This is a genomic window from Mycobacterium sp. ELW1, assembly GCF_008329905.1.
Classification (GTDB): domain Bacteria; phylum Actinomycetota; class Actinomycetes; order Mycobacteriales; family Mycobacteriaceae; genus Mycobacterium.
Window position 1 is genome coordinate 1,503,496 of sequence record NZ_CP032155.1, and the last position, 23,409, is coordinate 1,526,904.

General features: G+C 67.8%; 27 protein-coding genes. 17 read left to right on the forward strand and 10 right to left on the reverse strand.

Features of this window, described 5'->3' with window-relative positions; translation table 11 throughout:
- Nucleotides 1-9: 9 nt before the first annotated feature.
- From D3H54_RS07060 to D3H54_RS07070, 3 genes are read left to right on the forward strand one after another with little or no spacing between them, the layout of a single operon-like run.
- Nucleotides 10-588, forward strand: a complete 579-nt coding sequence (locus D3H54_RS07060; RefSeq protein WP_210419656.1) for an Rv1363c family protein — start codon at nucleotides 10-12, stop codon at nucleotides 586-588.
- On the forward strand, nucleotides 585-1,208 hold the full coding sequence (locus tag D3H54_RS07065) for a hypothetical protein (RefSeq protein ID WP_149378446.1): 624 nt from the start codon (nucleotides 585-587) through the stop codon (nucleotides 1,206-1,208). The genes D3H54_RS07060 and D3H54_RS07065 overlap by 4 nt, the downstream gene beginning before the upstream one ends.
- Before the next feature lie 16 nt (nucleotides 1,209-1,224).
- A complete protein-coding gene (locus D3H54_RS07070) occupies nucleotides 1,225-2,139 on the forward strand; it encodes an alpha/beta fold hydrolase (protein ID WP_149378447.1) in 915 nt (304 codons plus the stop codon).
- On the opposite strand, the gene D3H54_RS07075 is transcribed toward D3H54_RS07070, so the two are convergent.
- Nucleotides 2,126-2,932: an SDR family NAD(P)-dependent oxidoreductase gene (locus tag D3H54_RS07075; protein ID WP_149378448.1), complete on the reverse strand. Its 807-nt coding sequence runs from the start codon at nucleotides 2,930-2,932 to the stop codon at nucleotides 2,126-2,128. The two genes, D3H54_RS07070 and D3H54_RS07075, sit on opposite strands and share 14 nt — an antisense overlap.
- A 23-nt stretch (nucleotides 2,933-2,955) precedes the next feature.
- Here D3H54_RS07075 and D3H54_RS07080 point away from each other — a divergent pair, with 23 nt between their 5' ends.
- The 5 genes from D3H54_RS07080 (at nucleotide 2,956) to D3H54_RS07100 (ending at nucleotide 8,624) form a co-directional block, all read left to right on the forward strand.
- Complete coding sequence (locus D3H54_RS07080) at nucleotides 2,956-4,212, forward strand: WS/DGAT domain-containing protein (protein ID WP_286199154.1); 1,257 nt, start codon at nucleotides 2,956-2,958, stop codon at nucleotides 4,210-4,212.
- Between the two features lie 41 nt (nucleotides 4,213-4,253).
- Entirely contained in the window at nucleotides 4,254-4,769 is a 516-nt protein-coding gene (locus D3H54_RS07085) for a DoxX family protein (RefSeq protein ID WP_149378449.1), read from the forward strand.
- A gap of 66 nt (nucleotides 4,770-4,835) precedes the next feature.
- Nucleotides 4,836-6,572: a DUF3556 domain-containing protein gene (locus tag D3H54_RS07090; protein ID WP_149378450.1), complete on the forward strand. Its 1,737-nt coding sequence runs from the start codon at nucleotides 4,836-4,838 to the stop codon at nucleotides 6,570-6,572.
- 109 nt (nucleotides 6,573-6,681) lie between these two features.
- Entirely contained in the window at nucleotides 6,682-7,827 is a 1,146-nt protein-coding gene (locus D3H54_RS07095) for a thiolase family protein (RefSeq protein WP_149378451.1), read from the forward strand.
- The gene (locus D3H54_RS07100) at nucleotides 7,827-8,624 is read left to right on the forward strand and encodes an enoyl-CoA hydratase-related protein (RefSeq protein WP_149378452.1); all 798 of its coding nucleotides are present in this window, start codon (nucleotides 7,827-7,829) and stop codon (nucleotides 8,622-8,624) included. The genes D3H54_RS07095 and D3H54_RS07100 overlap by 1 nt, the downstream gene beginning before the upstream one ends.
- A 5-nt stretch (nucleotides 8,625-8,629) precedes the next feature.
- On the opposite strand, the gene D3H54_RS07105 is transcribed toward D3H54_RS07100, so the two are convergent.
- Nucleotides 8,630-9,397: a fasciclin domain-containing protein gene (locus tag D3H54_RS07105; RefSeq protein WP_149378453.1), complete on the reverse strand. Its 768-nt coding sequence runs from the start codon at nucleotides 9,395-9,397 to the stop codon at nucleotides 8,630-8,632.
- A 119-nt stretch (nucleotides 9,398-9,516) separates the two neighbouring features.
- Nucleotides 9,517-10,830 (reverse strand): MFS transporter, encoded by a 1,314-nt coding sequence (locus D3H54_RS07110; protein ID WP_149378454.1) that lies wholly within the window; start codon nucleotides 10,828-10,830, stop codon nucleotides 9,517-9,519.
- A 27-nt stretch (nucleotides 10,831-10,857) separates the two neighbouring features.
- On the opposite strand from D3H54_RS07110, the gene D3H54_RS07115 reads away from it, so the two are divergent.
- From D3H54_RS07115 to D3H54_RS07130, 4 genes are all read left to right on the forward strand, one after another.
- Entirely contained in the window at nucleotides 10,858-11,820 is a 963-nt protein-coding gene (locus D3H54_RS07115) for a GlxA family transcriptional regulator (RefSeq protein ID WP_149378455.1), read from the forward strand.
- 24 nt (nucleotides 11,821-11,844) lie between these two features.
- Nucleotides 11,845-12,366, forward strand: coding sequence for a gamma carbonic anhydrase family protein (locus tag D3H54_RS07120; protein ID WP_115321781.1), 522 nt, complete (start codon nucleotides 11,845-11,847; stop codon nucleotides 12,364-12,366).
- 69 nt (nucleotides 12,367-12,435) lie between these two features.
- Nucleotides 12,436-13,578: an NAD(P)H-binding protein gene (locus tag D3H54_RS07125; RefSeq protein ID WP_149378456.1), complete on the forward strand. Its 1,143-nt coding sequence runs from the start codon at nucleotides 12,436-12,438 to the stop codon at nucleotides 13,576-13,578.
- The gene (locus tag D3H54_RS07130; protein ID WP_149378457.1) at nucleotides 13,575-14,276 is read left to right on the forward strand and encodes a CPBP family intramembrane glutamic endopeptidase; all 702 of its coding nucleotides are present in this window, start codon (nucleotides 13,575-13,577) and stop codon (nucleotides 14,274-14,276) included. The genes D3H54_RS07125 and D3H54_RS07130 overlap by 4 nt, the downstream gene beginning before the upstream one ends.
- On the opposite strand, the gene tet(V) is transcribed toward D3H54_RS07130, so the two are convergent.
- The 3 genes from tet(V) to D3H54_RS07145 all read right to left on the reverse strand — a co-directional run bounded on the left by tet(V) (nucleotide 14,273) and on the right by D3H54_RS07145 (nucleotide 16,898).
- Nucleotides 14,273-15,556, reverse strand: coding sequence for a tetracycline efflux MFS transporter Tet(V) (gene tet(V), locus D3H54_RS07135; RefSeq protein ID WP_149378458.1), 1,284 nt, complete (start codon nucleotides 15,554-15,556; stop codon nucleotides 14,273-14,275). The genes D3H54_RS07130 and tet(V) overlap by 4 nt on opposite strands.
- A 48-nt stretch (nucleotides 15,557-15,604) precedes the next feature.
- The gene (locus D3H54_RS07140) at nucleotides 15,605-15,955 is read right to left on the reverse strand and encodes a type II toxin-antitoxin system HicB family antitoxin (RefSeq protein WP_149378459.1); all 351 of its coding nucleotides are present in this window, start codon (nucleotides 15,953-15,955) and stop codon (nucleotides 15,605-15,607) included.
- Nucleotides 15,956-16,091: 136 nt separating this feature from the next.
- Nucleotides 16,092-16,898, reverse strand: coding sequence for an enoyl-CoA hydratase (locus tag D3H54_RS07145; protein WP_149378460.1), 807 nt, complete (start codon nucleotides 16,896-16,898; stop codon nucleotides 16,092-16,094).
- 97 nt (nucleotides 16,899-16,995) lie between these two features.
- On the opposite strand from D3H54_RS07145, the gene D3H54_RS07150 reads away from it, so the two are divergent.
- Genes D3H54_RS07150 through D3H54_RS07160 form a run of 3 tightly spaced genes read left to right on the forward strand, consistent with a single transcriptional unit; the run spans nucleotide 16,996 to nucleotide 19,893 of the window.
- Complete coding sequence (locus tag D3H54_RS07150; RefSeq protein ID WP_149378461.1) at nucleotides 16,996-18,081, forward strand: CaiB/BaiF CoA transferase family protein; 1,086 nt, start codon at nucleotides 16,996-16,998, stop codon at nucleotides 18,079-18,081.
- A gap of 53 nt (nucleotides 18,082-18,134) precedes the next feature.
- Entirely contained in the window at nucleotides 18,135-18,890 is a 756-nt protein-coding gene (locus D3H54_RS07155; protein WP_149378462.1) for a 3-hydroxyacyl-CoA dehydrogenase, read from the forward strand.
- 4 nt (nucleotides 18,891-18,894) lie between these two features.
- The gene (locus D3H54_RS07160; RefSeq protein ID WP_149378463.1) at nucleotides 18,895-19,893 is read left to right on the forward strand and encodes an NAD(P)H-dependent flavin oxidoreductase; all 999 of its coding nucleotides are present in this window, start codon (nucleotides 18,895-18,897) and stop codon (nucleotides 19,891-19,893) included.
- An 81-nt stretch (nucleotides 19,894-19,974) separates the two neighbouring features.
- Here D3H54_RS07160 and D3H54_RS31695 read toward each other — a convergent pair whose 3' ends face one another.
- Entirely contained in the window at nucleotides 19,975-20,106 is a 132-nt protein-coding gene (locus D3H54_RS31695; protein ID WP_096312721.1) for a hypothetical protein, read from the reverse strand.
- Nucleotides 20,107-20,279: 173 nt separating this feature from the next.
- Here D3H54_RS31695 and D3H54_RS07170 point away from each other — a divergent pair, with 173 nt between their 5' ends.
- Entirely contained in the window at nucleotides 20,280-20,912 is a 633-nt protein-coding gene (locus D3H54_RS07170) for a class I SAM-dependent methyltransferase (RefSeq protein WP_149378464.1), read from the forward strand.
- On the opposite strand, the gene D3H54_RS07175 is transcribed toward D3H54_RS07170, so the two are convergent.
- Nucleotides 20,909-21,625: an NAD-dependent deacylase gene (locus D3H54_RS07175; RefSeq protein ID WP_149378465.1), complete on the reverse strand. Its 717-nt coding sequence runs from the start codon at nucleotides 21,623-21,625 to the stop codon at nucleotides 20,909-20,911. The two genes, D3H54_RS07170 and D3H54_RS07175, sit on opposite strands and share 4 nt — an antisense overlap.
- 37 nt (nucleotides 21,626-21,662) lie before the next feature.
- Here D3H54_RS07175 and D3H54_RS07180 point away from each other — a divergent pair, with 37 nt between their 5' ends.
- Nucleotides 21,663-22,028: an Rv1152 family transcriptional regulator gene (locus D3H54_RS07180; RefSeq protein WP_149378466.1), complete on the forward strand. Its 366-nt coding sequence runs from the start codon at nucleotides 21,663-21,665 to the stop codon at nucleotides 22,026-22,028.
- A gap of 4 nt (nucleotides 22,029-22,032) precedes the next feature.
- On the opposite strand, the gene D3H54_RS07185 is transcribed toward D3H54_RS07180, so the two are convergent.
- Together D3H54_RS07185 and D3H54_RS07190 are read right to left on the reverse strand one after the other, a co-directional pair.
- Nucleotides 22,033-22,860, reverse strand: coding sequence for a class I SAM-dependent methyltransferase (locus tag D3H54_RS07185; RefSeq protein ID WP_149378467.1), 828 nt, complete (start codon nucleotides 22,858-22,860; stop codon nucleotides 22,033-22,035).
- Nucleotides 22,857-23,378, reverse strand: coding sequence for a DUF1697 domain-containing protein (locus D3H54_RS07190; RefSeq protein ID WP_149378468.1), 522 nt, complete (start codon nucleotides 23,376-23,378; stop codon nucleotides 22,857-22,859). Before D3H54_RS07190 ends, D3H54_RS07185 begins: the two co-directional genes overlap by 4 nt.
- Nucleotides 23,379-23,409 lie beyond the last annotated feature (31 nt).

Genomic DNA, 23,409 nt, shown 5'->3' on the forward strand with positions numbered 1-23,409 from the left:
GGGAGAAACATGGCCGACGAGCCTGCCGAGCCTGCCGACGAGGCCACCACGGCCGTCGAGCTCGGGGTTGACGGGGAGACGCCCGCACCGGCGAAACCGGCGCGCTCGCATGTCCAGCTGGCGCTGATCGTCGGCACGGCCGTCGTGGTCGCGCTGGCCGCGTTGACCGGGTGGCTCGGCTACCGGGCCTACGAGTCCAGGCAGACTGCCCAGCTGCAGAACCTGCTGGTCGGAGTGGGCCGCCAGGGTGCGATCAACCTGACGACCATCGACGCCGCCGAGGCCGACAAGGATGTGCAGCGCATCCTCGACTCGGCCACCGATGCGTTCTACGACGATTTCGCGAAGCGGGCCCAGCCGTTCATCGAGGTGGTCAAGCAGGCTCAGTCCAAATCGGTGGGTGAGGTGACCGAGGCGGGCCTCGAGTCGGTCTCGGGCAACGAAGGCCAAGTTCTGGTGGCCGTCACCGTCACCACCTCCAATCGGGGTGAACCGAACCAGCCGAAGCGCTCCTGGCGGATGCGTCTGACGGTCAAGAAGACCGGAAACGACGAAGCGAAGGTTTCGAAAGTGGAGTTCGTACCGTGACGACTGACGATGCCAAACCAGACGAGGCCAAGTCGGATCCCGAGGTGATCGAGGACGAGACCACCGCGGCCGCAGTCACCGACACCGACGGTGATACCGAGGCGCCGGCTGCTCCCGAAGCCGCTCCGGCCAAGCGGTTCAGCGTCGCCCGGGCGGTGGCCTTCGGGGTGCTGCCGATCGTGGCCCTGCTGCTCGCGGCGGCGGCCGGCTATCTGCGCTATGAGGATTCGTCGCGCCGGGACGCCGACACCGCCCGCACCGAATCGGTGCAGGCGGCCAAGGACTCCACCGTCGCCCTGCTGAGCTACAAGCCGGAGTCGGTCGAAAAGGACCTCGGCGCGGCGCGCGACCGGCTGACCGGAAGCTTCCTGGACGCCTACACGCAGCTGATCAACACCGTGGTCATCCCCGGCGCCAAGGAGAAGAAGATCTCCGCCCTGGCGGCCGTGCCCGCGGCGGCGTCGGTCTCGGCCAAGCCCGATCACGCGGTGGTGCTGCTGTTCGTCGATCAGACCGTGGTCGTCGGCACCGATGCACCGACCAACACCGCCTCCAGCGTGCGGGTGACCCTGGAGAAGGTCAAAGACCGGTGGCTCATCTCGGGATTCGATCCGATCTAGTGAACTCCGGCGTTCGATGACCGAGCCGCGCTGGATTGACGTCTCCGCGCCGGCCGTGCAGCTGCGCGCGCTCAGCTGGGGCCCCGACGACGGCCCGATCGCGTTGTGCCTGCACGGTTTTCCCGATACCGCCTACGGCTTCCGGAAGTTGGCACCCCATCTGGTGGCCGCCGGCTACCGGGTCATCGCGCCGTTCATGCGTGGCTACGTGCCCTCGTCGCTTCCCGCCGACGGCAGCCAGCACATCGGGGCCGTGATGGACGACGCGCTGCGGGTGCTCGCCGCGTGCAATCCCACCGGAGCCGACGTGGTCATCGGCCATGACTGGGGTGCGATCGCCGCGACCGGCCTGGCCGCGATGCCGGACAGCCCGTTCACCAAGGCCGTCGTGATGTCGGTGCCGCCGTCGGCGGCGCTGCGTCCCGGGGCCGGCAGGAAGCTGGCCAACCGGGGCCGGCTGCTGCGCCTGCTTCCGGCCCAACTCCTGCGCAGCTGGTACATCACCTACTTTCAGCTGCCGTTCGCCCCGGAGCGCTCGTCGTCGTGGATCGTCCCGCTGCTGTGGCGCCGCTGGTCGCCCGGCTACAACGCCGCGCAGGATCTGCGCCACGTCGACGCCGCCATCGGCACGCCGGATCGCTGGCGCGCCGCGCTGGGCACCTACCGGGCCACGATCCGCAACACCCGCCCGCCGAGCCGCTACGCCGAGCTGAACCGGCTGTGGCTGGAGGTGCCGCGGCTGCCCACGCTGTACCTGCATGGCAGCGACGACGGTTGCATGACAGCGGAATTCACCCCCTGGGTGGCGGGTGTCCTACCGCCGGGCAGCGCGGTGGCGATCGTCGAGCACGCCGGGCACTTCCTGCAGCTCGAACAGCCTGACGTGGTGGGCGGGCAGATCGTCGATTTCCTGCGCGCTACTTCTTCTTGAAAGCCGGATGCTGGCTGGCCAACAACGGCAACAACAGCCGCCGCGGTGTCAGGTGATAGATCGCCGTCGCCGCCCGGTTGAGCCGTCCGGGCACCACGACCGGTTTGCCTGCCGCCAGCCCGTCGACGGCCGCCCTGGCGACGTCCTCGGGTGACACCCACAGTGGCTTGGGCAGTGCGGCCTCGGCGTCTTCGGTGGAAAACCCGGCGGCTTCGCCGAACCCGGTGTGCACCGGGCCCGGGCACAACGCGGTGACGGTGATGCCACTGGCTGCGAGTTCCTGGCCCAACGCCCGGCTGTAGGAGAGCACGAACGCCTTGGCCGCGCCGTAGACGGCCTGCCCGGGCAGCGGGCCGAAGCCGGCCACCGAGGCGACGTTGAGCACCGCCCCGCGCTGCCGGCTCACCATGCCCGCCACGAAGCGGGTACACAGATCGACGACCGCCGCGACGTCGACCTCCACGACGTTCAGTTCCGCGACGGGGTCGGCCGCAGCGACCGGGCCCATCGTGGACAGCCCGGCGTTGTTGACCAGGATGTCGACGTCCAGCCCGAGTTCGGCGACCCGGCCCGGAAGCGCTGCCCGCTCGCGGGGCTGCGAAAGATCAGCGCCGACAACAGAACTCGGTCCGGGAAGTGATTCGGCGAGCGCGGTGAGCTGCTCGGTGCGGCGCGCCACCAGTACGACGTGATGGCCGCGCGAGGACAGCACGCGGGCGAGTTCAGCGCCGATGCCGGAGGAGGCTCCGGTGATCAGCGCGGCGCGGGCGGGACCGGGAGTCGGCAGCACCAGGCCAGCCTAGGACAATGGCCGCCATGGCTGCCAGCAGAGCGATGACCGCGGTTGACGCGCAGATGTTCTGGATGTCGGCCGTCGTTCCCAGCGATCAGCTGGTCTTGTACGCCTTCGACGGGTCGCCCGAGTCGCCCGAGGTCGCCGTCGACGAACTGCGCCGGCGGGCCGAGGCGTGCGACGAGCTGCGGATGCGGGTGGTGGACGGCAGCCGGTGGCGATACCCGCGATGGTGCCGCGGTGACGTCAGCGCTGATCAGTTCGTGCTGCACGACGCCGGGGTAGTGGACTGGCAGGGCTGCCTCGACGCTGCCGCCCGGTTCCGTGGTGACCCGCTCGATCTTCACCGAATGACTTGGCGCGCACACATTTTCCCGCAGGTTGTAGGTGTGCCGGGATGCCGAGGGACGGGATCGGTGGTGGTCATGCAGACCGGTCATGCGTTCGCCGACGGCACCAGGGGGACCCTGCTCGGCGGGGCGCTGCTCGGCCGGCGGCAGCCGGTGCCGGTGCCCGCGCCCGTGCGGCGTGGTTTTCTGCCTGCCCGCGGTGTGGCCGCTGCGCGGGCGTATCGCCGGCTCGTGCGCGACACCGAGGCCGGGCGGGTGCCGCCGGCCGCTGCGGGCGTTCCGCTGCTCAGCATCAATCAGCGGCCCCGCGCCACGCCGGTACTGCGGACGCTGGTGCTGGAGCGTGACCAGCTGACGAAACCCACCGTCACCATCGGAGCCTTGGTGGTGATCGCCGAGGCGCTGGGTGGCTACCTCGCCGCGCGTGGTGAGGACACCTCGGGGTTGGCGGCCGAAGTGACGATGGCCGGACCACAGAGTTCGGGCGGGCACAACAACTTTCGCAATGTCGGCATCCGATTGCACCCGGAGGTCGACCGCGCCCGGCGGACGGAGCTGATCTCCGCCGAGCTGGCCGCCCAGCGCCTGCGCGGTGAGCACCCGGCGCTGCGGGCGTCGGCCGCGGCGTCCGCCGCCGTCCCCGCGGCGCTGTTGCGCTGGGGTGTGCGGCAATTCGACCCGGACGCGCGGTCCGCGACGGTCACCGGCAACACCGTGGTGTCCAGCGTGAACCGCGGGCCGGCCGACCTGTCCTTCGGCGGATGCCCGGTCCTGCTGGCCGCCGGGTGGTCGGGGCTCTCGCCGATGATGAGCCTGACCCACGGAGTGCACGGCCTTGGCGACACCATCGCACTCAGCGTGCACGCCGATCCGGGCAACGTCGACATCGAGGACTACCTTGACCGGTTACGCGTTGCGTTTGGCCGCTGAGGTGTAACGCCGACAGGCGCCGATGCTCTAGGTTTACCTGCGTGACTGCCTACAGTGTCGGACTGCTCATCCTTCGTGTGGTGCTCGGCGTGACCATGGCCGCCCACGGTTACAACAAATTCTTCGGCGGCGGCCGGATCAAGGGCACCGCCGGTTGGTTCGAGAGCATCGGCATGAAGCCCGGGACCTTTCATGCCCGGGTGGCGGCGAGCACCGAGATGGCCGCGGGCATCGGCCTGGCGCTGGGGTTGCTGACGCCGATCCCGGCCGCGGGCTTCGTGGCGCTGATGCTGGTCGCGGCCTGGACGGTCCACCGGCACAACGGCTTCTTCATCGTCAAGGAAGGCTGGGAGTACAACCTGGTGCTGGCAGCGGCGGCCGTCGCGATCGCCGCGACCGGTGCGGGCAAGTACAGCCTGGACTATCTGCTGTTCCACGGCACGGACCTGGCGCACTGGCTGCGCGGTTGGTGCGGTCTGCTGATCGCACTGGTGCTCGGACTGGCCGGCGGCATCGGCCAGCTCGCGATTTTCTACCGCCCGCCCGCCAAGTCCTGACCCTCGCAGTCCCGCCGCGCGGGAATTCGCACCCGCCCGACTAGAACACGTTCTAGTCTTTTTGCCATGGGATTTCTGAAGCAGGAAGTGCCCGTCATCGACTTCGAGTCGTGGAGCAAGGGCACGCGCGCGGAGAAGATCAAACCGATGGCGCGGCACTGGGCCGAGGTGGGCTTCGGCACGCCGGTCGCCCTGCACCTGTTCTACGTCGTCAAGATCCTGCTCTACGTGTTCGTCGGAGCGCTGTTCGGTCTGGCCACCTCGGGCATCGGCGGACTGACCGACATCGGGTCGTGGTGGTCGGAACCGATCGTCTACGAGAAGGCCGTGCTCTACACGATGCTCTTCGAGGTCGTCGGGCTCGGCTGCGGCTTCGGACCGCTGAACAACCGGTTCTGGCCGCCGATGGGGTCGATCATCTATTGGTTGCGCCCCAACACGATCCGGCTGCCACCGTGGCCCAACCGGGTGCCGCTGACCAAGGGCGACAACCGCGGACCCGTCGACCTCGCGCTCTACGCGGCGCTGATCGTGATGATCCTGGTGGCGCTGTTCTCCGACGGCACCGGGCCCGTCCCGGAGCTGGGCACCGAAGTAGGTCTGCTGCCGACCTGGCAGATCGCGACGGTCGTGGCGCTGCTGGCGCTGGCCGGTCTGCGTGACAAGGTGATCTTCCTGGCCGCCCGCGGCGAGGTGTACGGCGCGTTCGCGGTGGCGTTCCTGTTCAGCGGCGTCGACATCATCATCACCGCCAAGCTGGTGTGCATGGCGATCTGGATCGGCGCCGCGACCTCCAAGCTGACCCGGCACTTCCCGTTCGTCATCTCCACGATGATGTCCAACAGCCCGGTGGTGCGGCCACGCTTCCTCAAGCGGATGTTCTTCAAGAAGTTCCCCGAAGACCTTCGGCCCGGCCCGATGTCGCACACGCTGGCCCATGTGAGCACCGCCATCGAGATGGGTATTCCGTTGGCGCTGTTCTTCTCCCACGGCGGATGGCCGACCACGATCGCGGCCATCGTGATGGTGTGCTTCCACCTCGGCATCCTGTCGGCCATTCCGATGGGTGTGCCGCTGGAGTGGAACGTCTTCATGATCTTCTCGGTGCTCTCGCTGTTCGTCGCGCACGCTCAGATCGGGATCACCGACATCACCAGCCCATGGCCGATCCTGTTGTTCTTGGCATTGGCCACCACCGTCGTCCTCGGAAACACGGTGCCGCGCAAGGTGTCCTTCCTGCCCGGCATGCGCTACTACGCAGGCAACTGGGACACCACGCTGTGGTGCGTGAAGCCGTCAGCTGAGGCGAAGATCGAGCAGAACTTGGTGACGATTGCCAACATGCCGGCCGCGCAGCTCGAAAAGTTCTACGGCAGTAAGGAAGCCGCGCAGATCCCGCTCTTCATGGGGTATGCGTTCCGCGCCTTCAACACTCATGGCAAGGCGTTGTTCACCTTGGCTCACCGTGCGATGGCCGGTGCCAATGAAGAGGACTACTCGATCACCGACGGCGAGCGCATCTGCAGCATGGCGATCGGCTGGAACTTCGGCGACGGGCACATGCACAACGAACAGTTGATCGCGGCCATGCAGAAACGCTGCCACTTCGAACCCGGCGAGGTGCGCGTGGTGCTGCTCGACGGCCAGCCGCTGCACCGGCAACGCCAGGAGTACCGGCTGGTGGATGCCGCGACCGGCGAATTCGAGACCGGCTACGTCAACGTCGCCGACATGGTGAACCGGCAGCCGTGGGACGACACCCTGCCGGTCCACGTGACTTCGGAGCGGCGGGCAGGAGCGTAGCGACTCGGGGATCGGCACGGCTGACCGAACGGTTGGTTGACCCGCGTGACGGCCGTCAAACGACGTGTGTTTTGATCCAAAGATCACCCCGTCGTAAAGGAGTAGGCCGATGGCTGAAGCGGTAATTGTCGAAGCTGTACGTTCACCAGTTGGAAAGCGCAACGGTGGTCTGTCCGGTGTGCACCCCGCCGAGCTGTCGGCCCAGGTGCTCAACGGTCTGGCCCAGCGCGCCGGCATCGACCCCGAGATCGTCGACGACGTCATCTGGGGCTGTGTCATGCAGGCCGGTGAGCAGGCCCTCGACATCGCGCGTACCGCGGTGCTGACCGCAGGCTGGCCCGAGTCGGTTCCCGGTGTCACCGTCGACCGCCAGTGCGGCTCCAGCCAGCAGTCGGTGCACTTCGCCGCCGCCGGTGTGGTGGCCGGCCACTACGACGTCGTCGTCGCCGGTGGTGTCGAGTCGATGTCGCGCACCCCGATGGGCGCCTCGCTGGCCAACGGCGGCAATCCCTACTCGGCCGGTTTCAAGGGCCGCTACGACCGCACGCCCAACCAGGGCATCGGCGCCGAGATGATGGCCACCAAGTGGGGCCTGAGCCGCACCGATCTCGACCAGTTCTCCCTGGACTCGCACGAAAAGGCGGCTGCCGCACAGGATTCCGGCGCCTTCGAGGATCAGATCGTCGGCATCAAGGATGCCGAAGGAAATGTGGTGCTCAAGGACGAGGGCATCCGCCGCGGCACCACGCTGGAGAAGATGGGCCAGCTCAAGCCGGCGTTCTCCGAGGACGGCGTGATCCACGCAGGCAACTCCTCGCAGATCTCCGACGGCTCGGCCGCGCTGCTGTTCATGTCGGCCGAGAAGGCAAAGTCGTTGGGGCTCAAGCCCCTCGCCCGCGTGCACACCGCAACGCTGGCCGGCTCTGACCCGGTGATGATGCTGAGCGGCCCGATCCCGGCCACCCAGAAGGCTCTCGCCAAGTCCGGCCTGAGCGTGGCCGACATCGGCGCCTTCGAGGTCAACGAGGCGTTCGCACCGGTTCCGATGGCCTGGCTCAAGGAGATCGGCGCCGACGAGAAGAAGCTCAACCCCAACGGCGGCGCGATCGCGCTGGGCCACCCGCTCGGTGGCTCCGGCGCGCGCCTGATGACCACGCTGCTCTACCACATGCGCGACAACGGAATTCGCTACGGTCTGCAGACCATGTGCGAAGGCGGCGGCCAGGCCAACGCCACCATCCTCGAGCTGCTGTAGTGACCGACGTCGAAGCCCCCGCCGCTCTCGGAGAGCGGCGGGGCAACGTCCTGCTCATCACCATCAACCGCCCGGACGCCCGTAACGCGGTGAACGGCGCGGTCAGCACCGCCGTTGGTGACCTGCTTGCGCAGGCTCAGGACGACGCCGACGTCTGGGCGGTGGTGATCACCGGTTCCGGCGACAAATCCTTTTGCGCCGGTGCCGACCTGAAGGCGATCTACCGGCGGGAGAACCTTTTTCATCCGCAACACCCGGAGTGGGGTTTCGCCGGCTACGTCGGGCACTTCATCGACAAGCCCACCATCGCCGCGGTCAACGGCACCGCGTTGGGCGGCGGGACCGAACTGGCATTGGCCAGCGACCTGGTAATCGCCGAGGAGAGCGCCAAGTTCGGGTTGCCAGAAGTCAAGCGGGGCTTGGTCGCCGCGGCGGGCGGCGTGTTCCGCATCGTCGAGCAGTTGCCGCGCAAGGTGGCCATGCAGCTGCTGTTCACCGGCGAACCGATCACCTCAGCCGAGGCGCTGAAGTGGGGCCTGATCAATGAGGTCGTGCCGGACGGCACCGTCGTCGACGCGGCTTTGGCTCTGGCGCAACGCATCACCGTCAACGCGCCGCTGGCCGTGCAGGCCAGCAAGCGCGTCGCGGTCGGTGTCGACGACGGCGTGATCACCGCGGACGAAGCCGGCTGGACTCGCACCATGCGCGAGATCGGCCCGCTGATGAAGTCCGAGGACGCCAAGGAAGGGCCGCTGGCCTTCGCCGAGAAGCGCCAACCGGTCTGGAAGGCGCGCTGACCTAGTTAGGCCGTCGCTGGCTTGGTCGTCGTCGGCGTGGCCGACGGCGACTCGGTCGGCGACGACGTGGTCGTGGTCGGCGTAGTGCTCGTCGTGCTGGTCTCCGTGTTCGGGGCGGGCGCATCGGCCGGGCTGAGCACGGTGTCGATCATGTAGATGTACGCGCCCCGAGCGGTGTAGCCGCACACCAACTTCGCGGTGTCGTTGACCTTGATGTCGCCGCCCTTGCCGGTCACGTTCACCGGGCTGCCCTGTTGCGTCGGCATCTTGCCGTGCAGATCATCGGGACCCAGGTAGCCCAGCACCAGGTGGTAGTACAGCGTGGACGTCAGTGCGGCCGGGTCGCTCTTCAGCTGCGCCAGTGTCGCCTCGTCGAGCTTGGCGAAGGCGTCGTTGGTCGGGGCGAACACCACGTACGGGCCGCCGTCGATCACGCTGCCGATGTTGACGGCCGGGTTGAGGCCACCGGAGATCGCCGCGCTGAACGTGCTCAGGTCCGGGTTCGCGGCGATGGCAGCCGTCGCGGGCTGGTTGCCCATGCTCGTGAACGAGCCGGAGCCGCTCGGGATGCGGTTCTTGTACGCGTCGCAGCCGGAGCCCTGCGGATCGGGCAGCTGGCTCATGCTCGGCACCGGGATCTCCGACGTGGTCGGGGCCGCCGGGGTGGTGGTGCTCGGCGTCGGATCGGCGTAGGCCTGGACGGCCGTCGGGATCGCGACGGCGATGGCGGCCAGTGCTGCGGCGACGCCAAGGGACTTGGTACGAGTGCTCACTTCGGCTCCTTTTGAGTCTCTAGTGGAGTCGGCGAAATGCGGGTCCCCGTTACCGCTGCGCCCCGAAGAATCGTACTGGCAGCAAAGCGTCAGTCTCAAAACAGCTGGTTAAGCCCTAGTCAGAGCGCTGCCCGGCGCACCCGCCAGCACAGCAGCGCGGCCAGCGCGCACAGTGCCGCCGCCAGGTAGAAGGCCAGGTTGTAGGTGCCCTGCACGTCGCGCAGTCGGCCCGCGCCGGCGGCCGCCACGGCTGCGCCGAGCTGATGGGCGGCGAATACCCAGCCGAAGACAACCGGAGAGCGGGCGCCGAAGTACTCACGGCACAGCACGATCGTCGGCGGCACGGTGGCCACCCAGTCCAGGCCGTAGAAGATGATGAACACCCACGTGCCCGGTTCGGCGTGCGGCGACAGCAGCGCGGGCAGTGCCAGCAGCGACAGCCCGCGGCCGAGGTAGTAGACGACCAGCAGCACCCGCGGGTCGACCCGGTCGGTGAGCCAGCCGGACAGGATGGTGCCCGCGACGTCGAGCACGCCGACGGTCGCCAGCAGTCCCGCCGCGACGGTGGTGGGCATGCCGTGGTCATTGGCCGCCGGAATGAAATGCGTCCCGATCAGACCGTTGGTGGTCATACCGCAGATCGCGAAGCTGCCGGCCAGCAACCAGAACGCCGGCACCCGCGCGCCGATCAGCAGGCCGTCGAATGCCGCCCGGAAACTGGATGCCGGAACTGCTTGCGGCGCTTGGGCTTCCGTCGCGCCGTAGGGGAGCAGGCCTTTGTCGGCCGGGTAGTTGCGCATCAGCAGCAGCACCGGTGGCACAACGGCCAGCGCTGCGCCCGCGACGATCAGCGAGGCCCATCGCCAGCCGTGGCGAGTGGTGACCTCGGCGACCACCGGCAGGAAGATCAGCTGCCCGGTGGCGCTCGCGGCGGTGAGCACCCCGGTGACGAGTCCGCGGCGCTGTTCGAACCAGCGCACCGCGATGGTCGCGACGAAGCCCATCGATATCGCGCCGGTGCCGCCGCCGACCAGCACGCCCCACAGCAGCACCAGCTGCCAGCCGGCGGTCATCAGCACGCTGGCCGCCGATCCCGTCGCGATCAGGACCAGGGCGCCCGCCAGCACCGGGCGCACGCCGAACCGATCCATCAGTGCGGCCGCGAACGGCGCGGTCAGCCCGAACAGCGTCATGTTGACCGCCATCGCCAGCCCGACCACACCGTGCGACCAGCCGAACTCGTGGTGCAGCGGGTTCATCATCACGCCGGGCACCGACCGGAAGCCCGCGGCACCAAGAATCGCCACGAAGCTGACGGCGGCCACCACCCAGGCCCAATGCAGGCCAGTGCGGGCTTTCGGAGTGGAAGTCGTGGTCACGGGATCACTCTGACGGACCGCGCGATCGGCGGCTAGTGGCAAGAAAGACACCATTCGTCAAAAACATGCCAGACTGGTCGAGTGCATCGGATAGCCGTCCTGTGGGTCGAACCCGTCGTCGGCTTCGACGCGGCAATCGCACCGACACTGTTCGGCGCTGCCACCGGCGCCGACGGGAAGGCGCTCTACGAGGTGGTGACCTGCGGACTGAGCAGGGCTCCGGTCGCCACCACGAACGGCTACGCGATGGTGCCCGCCGCCGGGCCGGAGGTGCTGGCGACCGCGGACACCGTCGTCATCCCCGGCACCCGCTACGCACCCGCCCGCGCGCGCGGCGAGCTCGACGCCGATCTGGCCGCCGCGCTGGCCACCATCCGGCCCGGGACCCGCATCGTGTCGATCTGCACCGGCGCGTTCGTGCTCGCCGCCGCAGGGTTGCTCAACGGCCGGCCGGCCACCACGCACTGGCGCTTCGCCGACGACCTTCGCGCACTGCACCCCGAGGTCATGCTGGACGAGAACGTGCTGTTCGTCGACGACGGCGACGTGCTCACCTCTGCGGGTCTTGCCGCGGGAATTGACCTGTGCCTGCACATCATTCGCCGTGACCACGGTGCTGCTGTAGCCAACGAGGCGGCCCGCTACTGCGTGGTCCCGCCGTGGCGGGAGGGCGGTCAGGCGCAGTTCATCGAACGGCAGGTGCCGCCCGACCCGCATGGGCACACATCCACTGCGGCCACGCGGCAGTGGGCCCTGGGCCACCTCGACGAGCCGCTGTCGATCGAGCAGCTGGCCCGCCACGCCCAGATGAGTGAGCGCACTTTCTGCCGCCGGTTCCGCGACGAGACCGGGCAGTCACCCGGCGGGTGGGTGCGCAGCCGGCGGGTGGAGCGGGCCCGCGAACTCCTCGAGACCCACGACCTGCCTGTCGACGAGGTGGCCCGCCGCGCGGGGCTCGGATCCGGCGCGAATCTGCGGCACCATCTGCGGCGAGGTCTGGGCATGTCGCCGTCGAGCTACCGCAAGGTCTTTCAGGGCTCCTGACCACGTCTGCCTACGATGTCGGCCATGGCCGAACCATTGATCATGTCCGTCGGCGGGCACAGCCCCGAACTGCACGCCGAATCCTGGGTCGCACCCAACGCGGCGGTGATCGGCCAGGTGCGCCTCGCTGCGCGGGCCAGCGTCTGGTACTCGGCGACGTTGCGCGCCGAGGCCGAATGGATCGACGTCGGCGAGGGCAGCAATATCCAGGACGGCTCCACCGTGCACGTCGACCCGGGCTTCCCGGTGAAGATCGGGGCGGGCGTGACGGTCGGGCACAACGCCGTGCTGCACGGCTGCACGGTCGAGGACGGCTCGCTGGTCGGCATGGGGTCGATCGTGCTCAACGGTGCCGTGATCGGCGCGGGATCGATCGTCGCCGCCGGCGCGGTGGTGCCGCAGGGCATGATGGTGCCGCCTCGATCCCTGGTGGCCGGGGTGCCCGCCAAGGTCCGCCGCGAACTGTCCGACGCCGAACTGGATGGCAATCGGATGAACGCCGCTGTCTACGAACACCTCATCGACCTGCATCACGACTCCGCCTAGCCGCCGGCGGGATCGATCTCACACAATGGTCAGGTTTGCGCCAGGGCAAGACTGCCGATATGTCCTAGCGTGAAGTCGATGCGGATCTTGGTCACCGGTGCCACCGGATACGTCGGTTCCCGGCTGGTGGCCCGGCTGCTCGACGAGGGTCACGAGGTCGTCGCCGCGACCCGCAACCCGGAGAAACTGGGCCGGTTCGGCTGGTGTGACCGGGTGACGGCGGTCGTCTTCGATGCCGACGATCCGACCTCCGTCGAGACGGCGCTCGCCGTCTCCGGGCACATCGACGTCCTCTATTACTTGGTGCACGCCATCGGCCAGCCCGGCTTCCGTGAGCGCGACAATGCGGGCGCGGCGAATGTCGGGAAGGCGGCGGCTGCTGCCGGCGTGGGGCGCATCGTGTACCTCGGCGGCTTCGTGCCCGCGGACGACACGCTGTCCGAGCATCTGGCCGGCCGCGCCGAGGTCGCCGCGGCCCTCGCCGTCGAGGGCGGCGCCGAACTGGTTTGGCTCGGGGCGGCGGTGATCATCGGCGCGGGCTCGACCTCGTTCGAGATGGTCCGCTACGTCGGCGACCGGTTCTGGGTGATTCCGCTGCCGCCGTGGGCCGACCACGACATCGAGCCGATCTCAATCAGCGACGTGCTGTACTACCTGCTGGCCGCGGCCGACCCGGCCGCCGTGCCGGCGGGGGCGTACGACATCGTCGGGCCCGACGTCGTGACCTACGGCGAGCTGTTGCACACCTACATCGATGCGGCGGGTGAACTGCGGGCCGGGCTGCCGGTACGCGACATCGTGCCGCAGGCGGTCGTCGGCCGGGTGGCCGGTGCTGCCGTACCGGTTCCCAGCGGATTGGCCGCCGATCTCATCGAATCGCTGGACCATCCGATGACGGCCTCGGACACTGTCCTACGTGATCACGTCCCGGACCCGCCCGGTGGACTCACCACCGTCGAGGACGCCGTCGCCGCCGCGGTGGCCAGCCCGCCGCCGTGTCCGGTCGACCGACTGGCCGACCCGCATCATCTGGCCGACAGTGATCCGATGTGGGCCGGTGGAGACGCGCTACGACTACGACGGGTGGCCGCCACGGTGACGCCCGGGGTGGCGCGCCCCGCGCTGCGACTGCTGAACTCGGTGCCCGGCCCGCTGGCCGGGGTGCTGCGGACGGGGCTGGACCTGTTGCTGGCGAAAGTTCGCCTGTTATGACGATGCTGGCTGAGCTTCGGTCGGTGGCTTCCAATGTTGCTGTACCGCATCAGGAGTGGCCGTCGGCGATCCGCCGGCGGCGCATCGCCGTGTGTGTGGTGCTGGTTCTCGGCGCGGCGCTGCTCGGCCTGTCGCTGACGCGCAGGCCCGGAGACGCGGCGTTCTATTGGCTGACGATGGCGTTGGCGGCGACGTGGGCGTTCGGTGCGCGGGCGTCCGGTCCGGTGCATCTGGGGTGCATCCGCTGGCGCGGGCGAAACCAGCGCCCGGTCATCACCGGGCTCGCGATCGGATTGTTGCTCGGCGGCATCTTTGTGCTCGGCGGTTTGGTGACCCGTGAGATACCGCCGGTGGCCGAGGCCATCACCCGCGTGCTGGAGTACGCCAATCACGGCAGCCTGCTGCTGATCGTGGTGATCACCCTGGTGAACGGTCTGGCCGAGGAGATGTTCTTCCGCGGCGCGCTGTACACCGCATTGGGCGCCTTCCACCCGGTGGTGATCTCGACGGTGCTGTACACCATCGCGACGTGTGCCAGCGGCAACTGGATGCTCGGCTTCGCCGCGATCATCCTCGGCACGGTGTGCGCCCTGGAACGCCGAGCCACCGGCGGCGTGCTGGCACCCGTGCTGACCCACGTGGTGTGGGGTCTGATCATGGTGCTGGCACTGCCGCCGATGTTCGGCATCTGGCACTAACGCAGCGGGTGGGCGATCTCGTCGTGCGGCATGCGCGCCGCGACGAGCGCGACCGCGGCCAGTAGCACCGGAGCGATACCGGTCACCGCGAAGATGAATTCCACCGGAACCACTTTCGACAGTGGGCCCGCGACCGCCATCGACACCGGCATGAACGCCAGCGAGACGAAGAAGTCCAGACTCGACACCCGGCCCAGCATCTCCGGCGGCACCCGCCGCTGCAGCAGCGTGCCCCAGATGACACCCGCGCCCTCGCAGAGGCCGATGACGAACAACGCCACCAGCATCACCGGCAGTGAGGACGTCACACCGACGATCACGAAGGGCAGTGATCCCGCGCCCCACATCGTCATCATCACGGTGAGGTAGCGCCGCGGCAGCGGCCGGGAGGACACCGCCACGGCCCCGATCGCACTGCCCAGCCCGAACGAGGCGAGCATCAGGCCGTACACCTGCTCCCCGTGGGCGAAGCGGTCTCGCGCGATGAACGGCAGCAGCACCTCGATCGGCCCCATCGCCAGAAACACCCAGGTGCAGGCGAACAGCAGCGTCCAGCGCAACCACGCCGTGTGGAGAACGAACCGCAGGCCGTCCCTGAGATCGGTGAGCGCATGCGGCTTTTCGCGTGCGACCGTCATGAGCATGTGGGAACCTTCGCCGGGTCGCATGGACACCAGCAGGGTCAGCCCGACTGCGAACAGCACGGCCACGGTCACCGAGCCCAGTGCAGGAAAGGTGAGTCCGACGACCACGCCCGCCGCGGCGGGGCCGATGGCCTGCTGCAGGGTGGGCCGGATCGCGCCTTCGACGCCGTTGGCGGCCAGGAGTTGCTCGGCAGGCAGGATGCGCGGCAGGTAGGCGCTGTAGGCCGGGAAGAAGAACGCCGCGCCGATACCGAGAACCGCTGCCGCAGTTGCCATGTGCCACAGTTGCAGCTCGCCGAGCATGCCGAGGACGGCGACGGCGCCGGTGGCGGCGAGGTTGGTGAGCTCGACGGCGATGATGATCGCGCGCTGCGATACCCGGTCGGCGACAATGCCGCCGACGAGGATGAAGGCCAGCATGCCCACGGCCAGGCAGGCTGCGACCAGAGACAGGGCGGCCGGGTCGTCGGCCAGGGCGATGACTTGCAGAGCCATCACGACGGTCCACATGCCCTCGGCGAACAGTGAGATCGACATCGCCGCGATGAGCAGCCGGAATTCCCGGTATCGGAATGGCGCGAGCACGCGCCAGCGGCCGGTGGATCTCACCGGCTCGATGTCATGGTGCGTACTCATGCCATCGATGGTCGCTGACCGGTCTGCGCCACGTCCAACGATTTTCGGTCAGCCGAACAGGTCGTCGAGCGACGGCGCGGGGCGGCCGGCGAGTTTGTAACTCACCCACTGGTTCAACGAGATTCCCTGCTCGGCGGCCTCGACCACCAGTCGTTCGTGCAGCACGGGCGAAGTGCGGACCGCGAACTTGCCGCTGTAGCGGTGGTCGGTCAAGGACTCCGGCGGGTCCATGCCGATCTCAGCCAGTTCGTCGAGTTCCTGGGCGATCAACTTCTCGACACGCTCGATCGCTTCATGGGGCGTGAGTGCCGTCGCGTACCGGCCTTTGAACTCCAGGCAGAGTCCGAGGTACTGGCAGTAGTCGTCAGACCATTCGGCGCGGTACGTGTAGTTCGGCATCGCCCCATGATGGCCAGGTGGTCCGACATTTCCGGTGGCCGTGTGCGTCCGGGGGTCACGGGGGTGACTGGCTTTTCCGGAACGTGATATCACCGGCGATATCACGTTCTGGAAAAGAGTGGTACAGCCTGCCCGGTCAGTCGTCGGTGAACGTGGGCGAGCGGTGCTCCTGGAAAGCCCGGGTTCCTTCACGGAAGTCCTTGGAGTTCAACAGGATCAGCTGGCCTTCGCTCTCGCGGCCGATGGCGCTGTCCAGCTCGGTGAGCGTCGCGGCGTTGATCGCCTGCTTGGTCTTGCGCAGCGCGATCGCCGGGCCGGATACCAGCTTGTCGAGCACCGCGGCCACACCGGCCTCCAACTCGTCGGCCGGATACACCTCGCTGACCAGACCGAAGTCGAACGCGTCGGCCGCTGAAATGCGTTCGGCCAGAAGTGCCATCTTCATGGCGCGGGCCCGCCCGATCGACGCAGCCACCAACGCCGACGCGCCACCGTCGGGCATCAGGCCGATCTTGGTGAACGCCAGCAGGAAAAACGCCTTCTCCGAAGCCAATACGATGTCGCACGCCAGCGCGAGCGACACCCCGACCCCGGCCGCCGGCCCGTGCACCACCGACACCACCGGCTTTGGCAGGTTCACGATCGCGCGCACCGCACGGTTCGCCTCCTGCAGCACCTCGTCCGGGGTGTCCGGGCGGCGCTCGGACTGATCCTCGGCGCTGATGCCCGCACCGGAGCTGAACCCCCGCCCGGCCCCGCCGAGCCGCACAGCGCGGACCGCAGCGTCGCCGGCCGCATGCTCGAGGACGTCGGCCAGCGTTCGCAGCATGATCGCGTTCAGCGAGTTCAGGCTGTCCGGCCTGTTCAGCGTCACCGACAACACCCCGCTGTCGAGCGACACGGTCAGTTCCGGGACACCGGTGTAAGCGTCGATGGTCGTCATGGCAGCACCTTAGCCCCGGCGGGGGCGCAACCCACGACGGGTCGGGCCAGGTGTAAATAGTTAAGGCGGCGATCAATCAACTGGAGGGTAGACACCTATGGCCGGACCACTGCACGGCTTGCGCGTCATCGAATTGGCGGGCATCGGACCCGGCCCGCATGCCGCGATGATCCTCGGCGACCTGGGCGCAGACGTCGTCCGCATCGACCGGCTCGGCAAGGGCACCGGCACCCCCAGCAACGACTACCTGCTGCGCAACCGTCGCTCGATCGGCGCCAACCTCAAGGACCCGAACGACCGCGACATGGTTCTGGGTCTTATCGCCAAGGCCGACGTCCTCATCGAGGGATTCCGTCCCGGCGTCACCGAACGCCTCGGGCTGGGGCCGGAGGACTGCGCCAAGGTCAACGACCGCCTGATCTACGGCCGCATGACCGGCTGGGGCCAGGACGGGCCGCGCAGTCAGCAGGCCGGCCACGACATCAACTACATCTCGCTCAACGGCCTGCTGCACGCCGTCGGCCGGGTCAACGAACGTCCCGTCCCGCCGCTGAACCTGGCCGGTGACTTCGGTGGCGGGTCGATGTTCCTGCTGGTCGGCATCCTGTCCGCGCTGTGGGAGCGGGAGCGCTCCGGCAAGGGCCAGGTCATCGACGCGGCCATGGTCGACGGCTCCAGCGTGCTGGCCCAGATGATGTGGGCGTTCCGCCACATGGGCATGTGGAGCGACGAGCGCGGCACCAACATGCTCGACACCGGAGCGCCCTACTACGACACCTACGAGTGTTCCGACGGCCGGTACGTCGCGGTCGGCGCGATCGAACCGCAGTTCTACGCCGAACTGATCGAGAAGCTCGGGCTCACCGCCGCCGACCTGCCCGACCAGAACGACACCACCCGCTGGCCGGAATTGCGCGCGGTGCTCACCGACACCTTCGGCAAGCACGACCGCGACCACTGGGCCACAGTGTTCGCCGGCAGCGACGCCTGCTGCACGCCGGTGCTGTCGTTCGCCGAGGTCGACACCGAACCGCACAACACCGAGCGCAAGACCTTCTACACCGAGGCGGGCTCGACGTTCCCCGCTCCCGCCCCCCGGTTCTCCCGGACCGCGCTCGACACCCCGGCCGCACCCGGCGTACCGGGAGCCGACAACGAGGCCGTCCTGCGCGACTGGGTATAGTCCCCAACCAACCAGTAGGTCGACGTATCTGAGTATGTGAAAGGAAACCATTCGTGGAGATCAAGGACGCCGTAGCCGTCGTCACCGGCGGTGCCTCAGGTCTGGGCCTGGCCACCACCAAGCGGCTGCTCGACGCAGGCGCCTCGGTGGTCGTCATCGACCTCAAGGGTGAAGAAGTCGTCGCCGAGCTGGGGGAGCGCGCCAAGTTCGTCGCCGCCAACGTCACCGACGAAGAGTCCGTCACCAAGGCGCTCGACATCGCCGAGTCGCTCGGCCCGGTGCGTATCAACGTCAACTGCGCCGGCATCGGCAACGCCATCAAGACCCTGGGCAAGGACGGTCCCTTCCCGCTGGACGGTTTCAAGAAGGTCGTCGAGGTCAACCTGATCGGCACCTTCAACGTGCTGCGCCTGGCCGCCGAGCGGATCGCCAAGACCGAACCCCTGAAGGGCGAGGAGCGCGGCGTCATCATCAACACCGCCTCGGTCGCGGCCTTCGACGGCCAGATCGGGCAGGCCGCCTACTCGGCGTCCAAGGGCGGTGTGGTCGGCATGACCCTGCCGATCGCACGCGACCTGTCGCGCAGCCTGATCCGCGTCTGCACCATCGCCCCGGGCCTGTTCAAGACCCCGCTGCTGGGCTCGCTGCCCGAGGAGGCGCAGCGCTCGCTCGGCCAGCAGGTGCCGCACCCGGCCCGCCTCGGAGATCCCGACGAGTACGGCGCCCTGGCCGTGCACATCGTCGAGAACCCCATGCTCAACGGTGAAGTGATCCGCCTGGACGGCGCGATCCGGATGGCTCCGAGGTAGGACCATGGCCATCACGACGAAGTTCACCGAGACCTTCGGTGTCGAGCACCCGATCGCCCAGGGCGGCATGCAGTGGGTCGGTCGCGCGGAACTCGTTGCCGCCGTTGCCAATGCGGGCGGACTCGGCTTCATCACCGCGCTCACGCAGCCGACTCCGGCGGATCTGAGCAGGGAGATCCAGAAGACCCGCGAGCTCACCGACAAGCCGTTCGGGGTGAACCTGACGATCCTGCCGGCCATCAACCCGCCGCCCTATGACGAGTACCGCCAGGTGATCGTCGACGAGGGCATCAAGATCGTCGAGACGGCCGGCTCCAATCCGGCGCCGCACCTGCCGATGTTCCACGACAACGGCATCAAGGTGCTGCACAAGTGCACCTCGGTGCGGCACGCAATCAAGGCGCAGAGCCTGGGCGTGGACGGCATCAGCATCGACGGTTTCGAGTGTGCCGGACATCCGGGTGAGGACGACGTTCCTGGCCTGGTGCTGATCCCGGCGGCGGCCAAGGAGATCGAGATCCCGATGATCGCCTCCGGCGGTTTCGGCGACGCGCGCGGCCTGGTGGCCGCGCTGGCGCTCGGCGCCGACGGCATCAATATGGGGACGCGCTTCATGTGCACCGTCGAGTCGTGCATTCACGACAACGTCAAGCAAGCGATCGTCGACGGTGACGAGCGCGGCACCGAGCTGATCTTCCGCAGCCTGCACAACACCGCCCGGGTGGCCTCCAACGTCGTCTCGCGTGAGGTCGTGGAGATCCTCAAGGGCGGCGGGCAATTCGAGGACGTCAAGGATCTGGTCGCCGGTGTGCGCGGCCGCAAGGTATTCGACGACGGCGACATCGATGCCGGCATCTGGACTGTCGGCACCGTGATGGGCCTGATCCACGATGTCCCGACCTGCGAGGAACTGATCAGCCGGATCGTGACCGAAGCCGAAGAGATCATCGGCGGACGGCTGGCGGGAATGATCGACAGCCAAGACGCAAAAGTGCCCGCCTGATCCCAGGCGGGCACCACCCACATCAAAGCTCCGGACGGCGCGTCACCGCATCAGCGGTGAGGCGCCGTTTGGCGCTGCGCTCTAGCTCGCGTTGGCGAGCGGGGGCTTGTCCTCGAACTGCTCGGAGGTGTCACCCTCCACGAGGAAGTCGCCGTGATACAGCGCGTCGAAATCGATTTTGATGACATCTGCACTGGTGTCGTCGATCCACATACCCAGGACTCTATGAGTCGCCATTAAGGAATCTTTGAGCCCCGATTCGGAGTTCCCTGGCAATTCTTACTCCCGAGTCAGGTCGTGGCTTACTCAAAAGTCAGGTTGGTCACACGTGACGCCAAAAACCGCCTGCGACTAGGGTGGCTCTGAGCAGGGAGGACATCACAGACATGTCACAGCAGACCGTCGACAACCCGTTCTTCGCCCGCTTCTGGACGGTGTTGTCCGCCCACGAGTCACAGGCCATGCGCAAGCTCCGCCGAGAGAATCTCTCAGGGCTGCACGGGCGTGTCCTGGAGGTCGGCGCGGGTACCGGAACCAACTTCGAGTTCTACCCCGACACGGTGACGGAGGTGGTCGCGCTCGAGCCGGAAACCCGACTCGCGCCGCTGGCCAGACAGGCCGCCGACGCGGCCCGGGTTCCCGTCACCGTGGTCGAGTCGACCATCGAGACCATGCCGGCGACCGAACCCTTCGACGCGGTGGTGTGCTCGCTGGTGCTGTGCTCGGTCGCCGACCCCGACGGCGTGCTGCGGCAGCTCAACTCCGTGCTGAAGCCGGGCGGCGAGCTGCGCTACTTCGAGCACATCGCCGCCGGCGGATGGCGCGGTCAACTGCAGCGACTGGCCGACGCCACGATCTGGCCGCGGTTCGCCGGTAACTGCCATACCCACCGCGACACCGAGCGCGCGATCTCCGGGGCCGGATTCGTCATCGAGACCGCCCGCCGCGAGGCGCAGTTCCCGGCATGGGTGCCCCTGCCCGTGCACGAGGTCGCATTGGGGCGGGCGACGAAGAACTAGTTCTTCAACAATTCGGGCAACTGCTGCAGCAGCGTCGGCAGCGCGGTGCTGGCCGACTCCCGGATCGTGAGCGTCGCATTCTCCGACAGCGGAGTCGGTTCGGGATTGACCTCCACGACGACGGCCCCGCGGGCCAGCGCCACATCCGGCAGGCCGGCCGCCGGATAGACGATCCCGGACGTGCCGACCACCACCAGGACGTCGGAGGTGGCCACCGCTTCGACGGCGGACTGCCACGGCTCGTCGGGCAGCTGTTCGCCGAACCAGACGATGCCGGGACGGATCAGTCCGCCGCATTCGCATTGCGGCGGCATCTTCTCCAGTTCGGGCTCGGGCATGTCCGGCAGTGGACTGTGGTAACGCGAACCGCAGGTGTCGCACCAGAACTCGAAGAGGCTGCCGTGCAGGTGATGCACCGGTTTGCTCCCCGCCCGCTCGTGCAGATTGTCGACATTCTGGGTGATCACCGAAACTTCGGCGTAGTCCTGCCAGGCCGCCACCGCGCGATGCCCGTCGTTGGGCTCGACTTGCTGCACCAGGTGATGGCGCCACAGATACCAGGCCCACACCCGTTCAGGGTGGTTCTGCCAACCGTCTGTGCTCGACAGTTCGTAGGGGTCGTACTTGGCCCACAAACCGGTCTTGTCGTCGCGGAACGTCGGCACGCCGCTCTCGGCGGAGATCCCCGCCCCGCTCAGTACCGCGATACGCACATCCCCCAAAATAGCCGGTCTAGGCGATACTTAGCATGTGTCGGATTTGGGGGTCTGGTTACGCGTCGACGGACAGGCCTCGCGGCCGTTGTTCGATCAGCTCAGAACACAGCTCATCGAGGGGATCCGGGACGGGCGACTCTCGCCCGGCACCAGGCTGCCCACGGTGCGCGAGCTGGCCGGTCAGCTGAATCTGGCCGTCAACACCGTCGCGCGGGCCTACCGGGAGCTGGAAACCGCGGGCATCGTCGAAACTCGCGGCCGCTTCGGAACCTTCGTGGCCCGCGCCGATCCGGCCGACGCCGCGATGGCCGCGGCGGCCCACGCCTACGTGGAAGCCGCCCGCGCGCTGGGGCTGGGCAAGCAGGAGGCGCTGCAATATCTGGACAACGCGTTCGGCTGAACCGTCAGCCGAATTCCAGCAGGGTGTAGGAGCCGCGGAACCGCTTCGTCGGGCCGAAATTCCAGATCGCCGGCCACACCTTGTCGAAGAAGAAGCCGCGGCCCTTGGGCATCGGGATGTCGTGGACCGCGGTGATCCCCGGCACCGTGTTGACCAGGTCGGCCAGCTGGACGGTGGTCAAGCTGAACGGCATCGGTGGGACGCGGTAGTGCTTCGAGGACTTCATGCCCTTCGGGGCAAGCTTCTTGACGAACACCGGCGGCACGTCGAAGAACATCTGACCGCCCGGAAAACGCTTGGCGCACTGGGCAATAAGATCCATCGCCTCATTCGGCTGTAGGTACATCAACAGGCCTTCGGCGGTGATGAACACCCCGTTGGCGGTTTCCACCCGGTCCATCCAGCTGTAGTCCAGCGCGGACTGCGCCAGCGCGGTGATTCGCGGTGACGACGGCAGCAGGCGCTGCCGCAGCTCGATCACCGGCGGCAGGTCCACCGACACCCAATAGAACTGAGGATCCGCTATGGCGTCGCTCAACCGCCAGAAGCTGGTCTGGAAACCTTCGGCCAGCGCGACGACGGTGGCCTGCGGGTGCGTGCGCAGATAGTTGACCGCGCAGGAGTCGACGGCCAGCGAGCGCAGCGCCATCTCCTGGCCCTTGCGACCGAACTTGTCGAAGTCGAAGTCGATGGACTCGACGACCTTGATGGCCATCGGATCGCGCAGGATCGCACCGGGCAGGCTCGCCTGGTGGGCGCGACCGTTGAGGGTCAGCAGCGCGGTTTCGGAGACGCCACCCAGCTGGCTGGCGTCGATCTTTTCCGTTGTCATGTCAATACCTTCGCCAGAGTGCGCAAGTTGCGCGTGGTGGTCGACGACTTGTAGCGCTTCTTACCCATCGTCTTACCGATGGCCGAGTCCAACGTCGAAGACTTGGGGACCTGCCAGTACAGGACGCCGTCACCGCGTTCGATCTTCTCCTTCGGGCCGGCATCGCCGGCCAGGCCGGCGAGCTCGTCGAGAACTTTCCCGTCGCTGACGAACGTCACGTACGAGTGATACCCCTCGACCTCGGGTTCGAACGGATAGCCGTCGGCGATGGCGCGAAGAGTCTCGACGTCGTAGACCAGCACCCAGGCTTCGTAACCGAACGCATCCCGAAGTGCCGCTTCGGCTTTCGTGCGCACCGTCGTGGCGGCGGCACCGCTGTCGAGCAACACGTTGCCGCTGGCGAGGATGGTCTTGACGTTCTTGAAGCCGGCGTCGGTGAAGGCGGCGGCGACGTCGGCCATCTTCATCGTCGTTCCGCTCACGTTCACACCGCGCAGGAAAGCCGCGTAGCGGGTCATGTTCTCGATGCTAGCGACGTAGGCTCGAAGT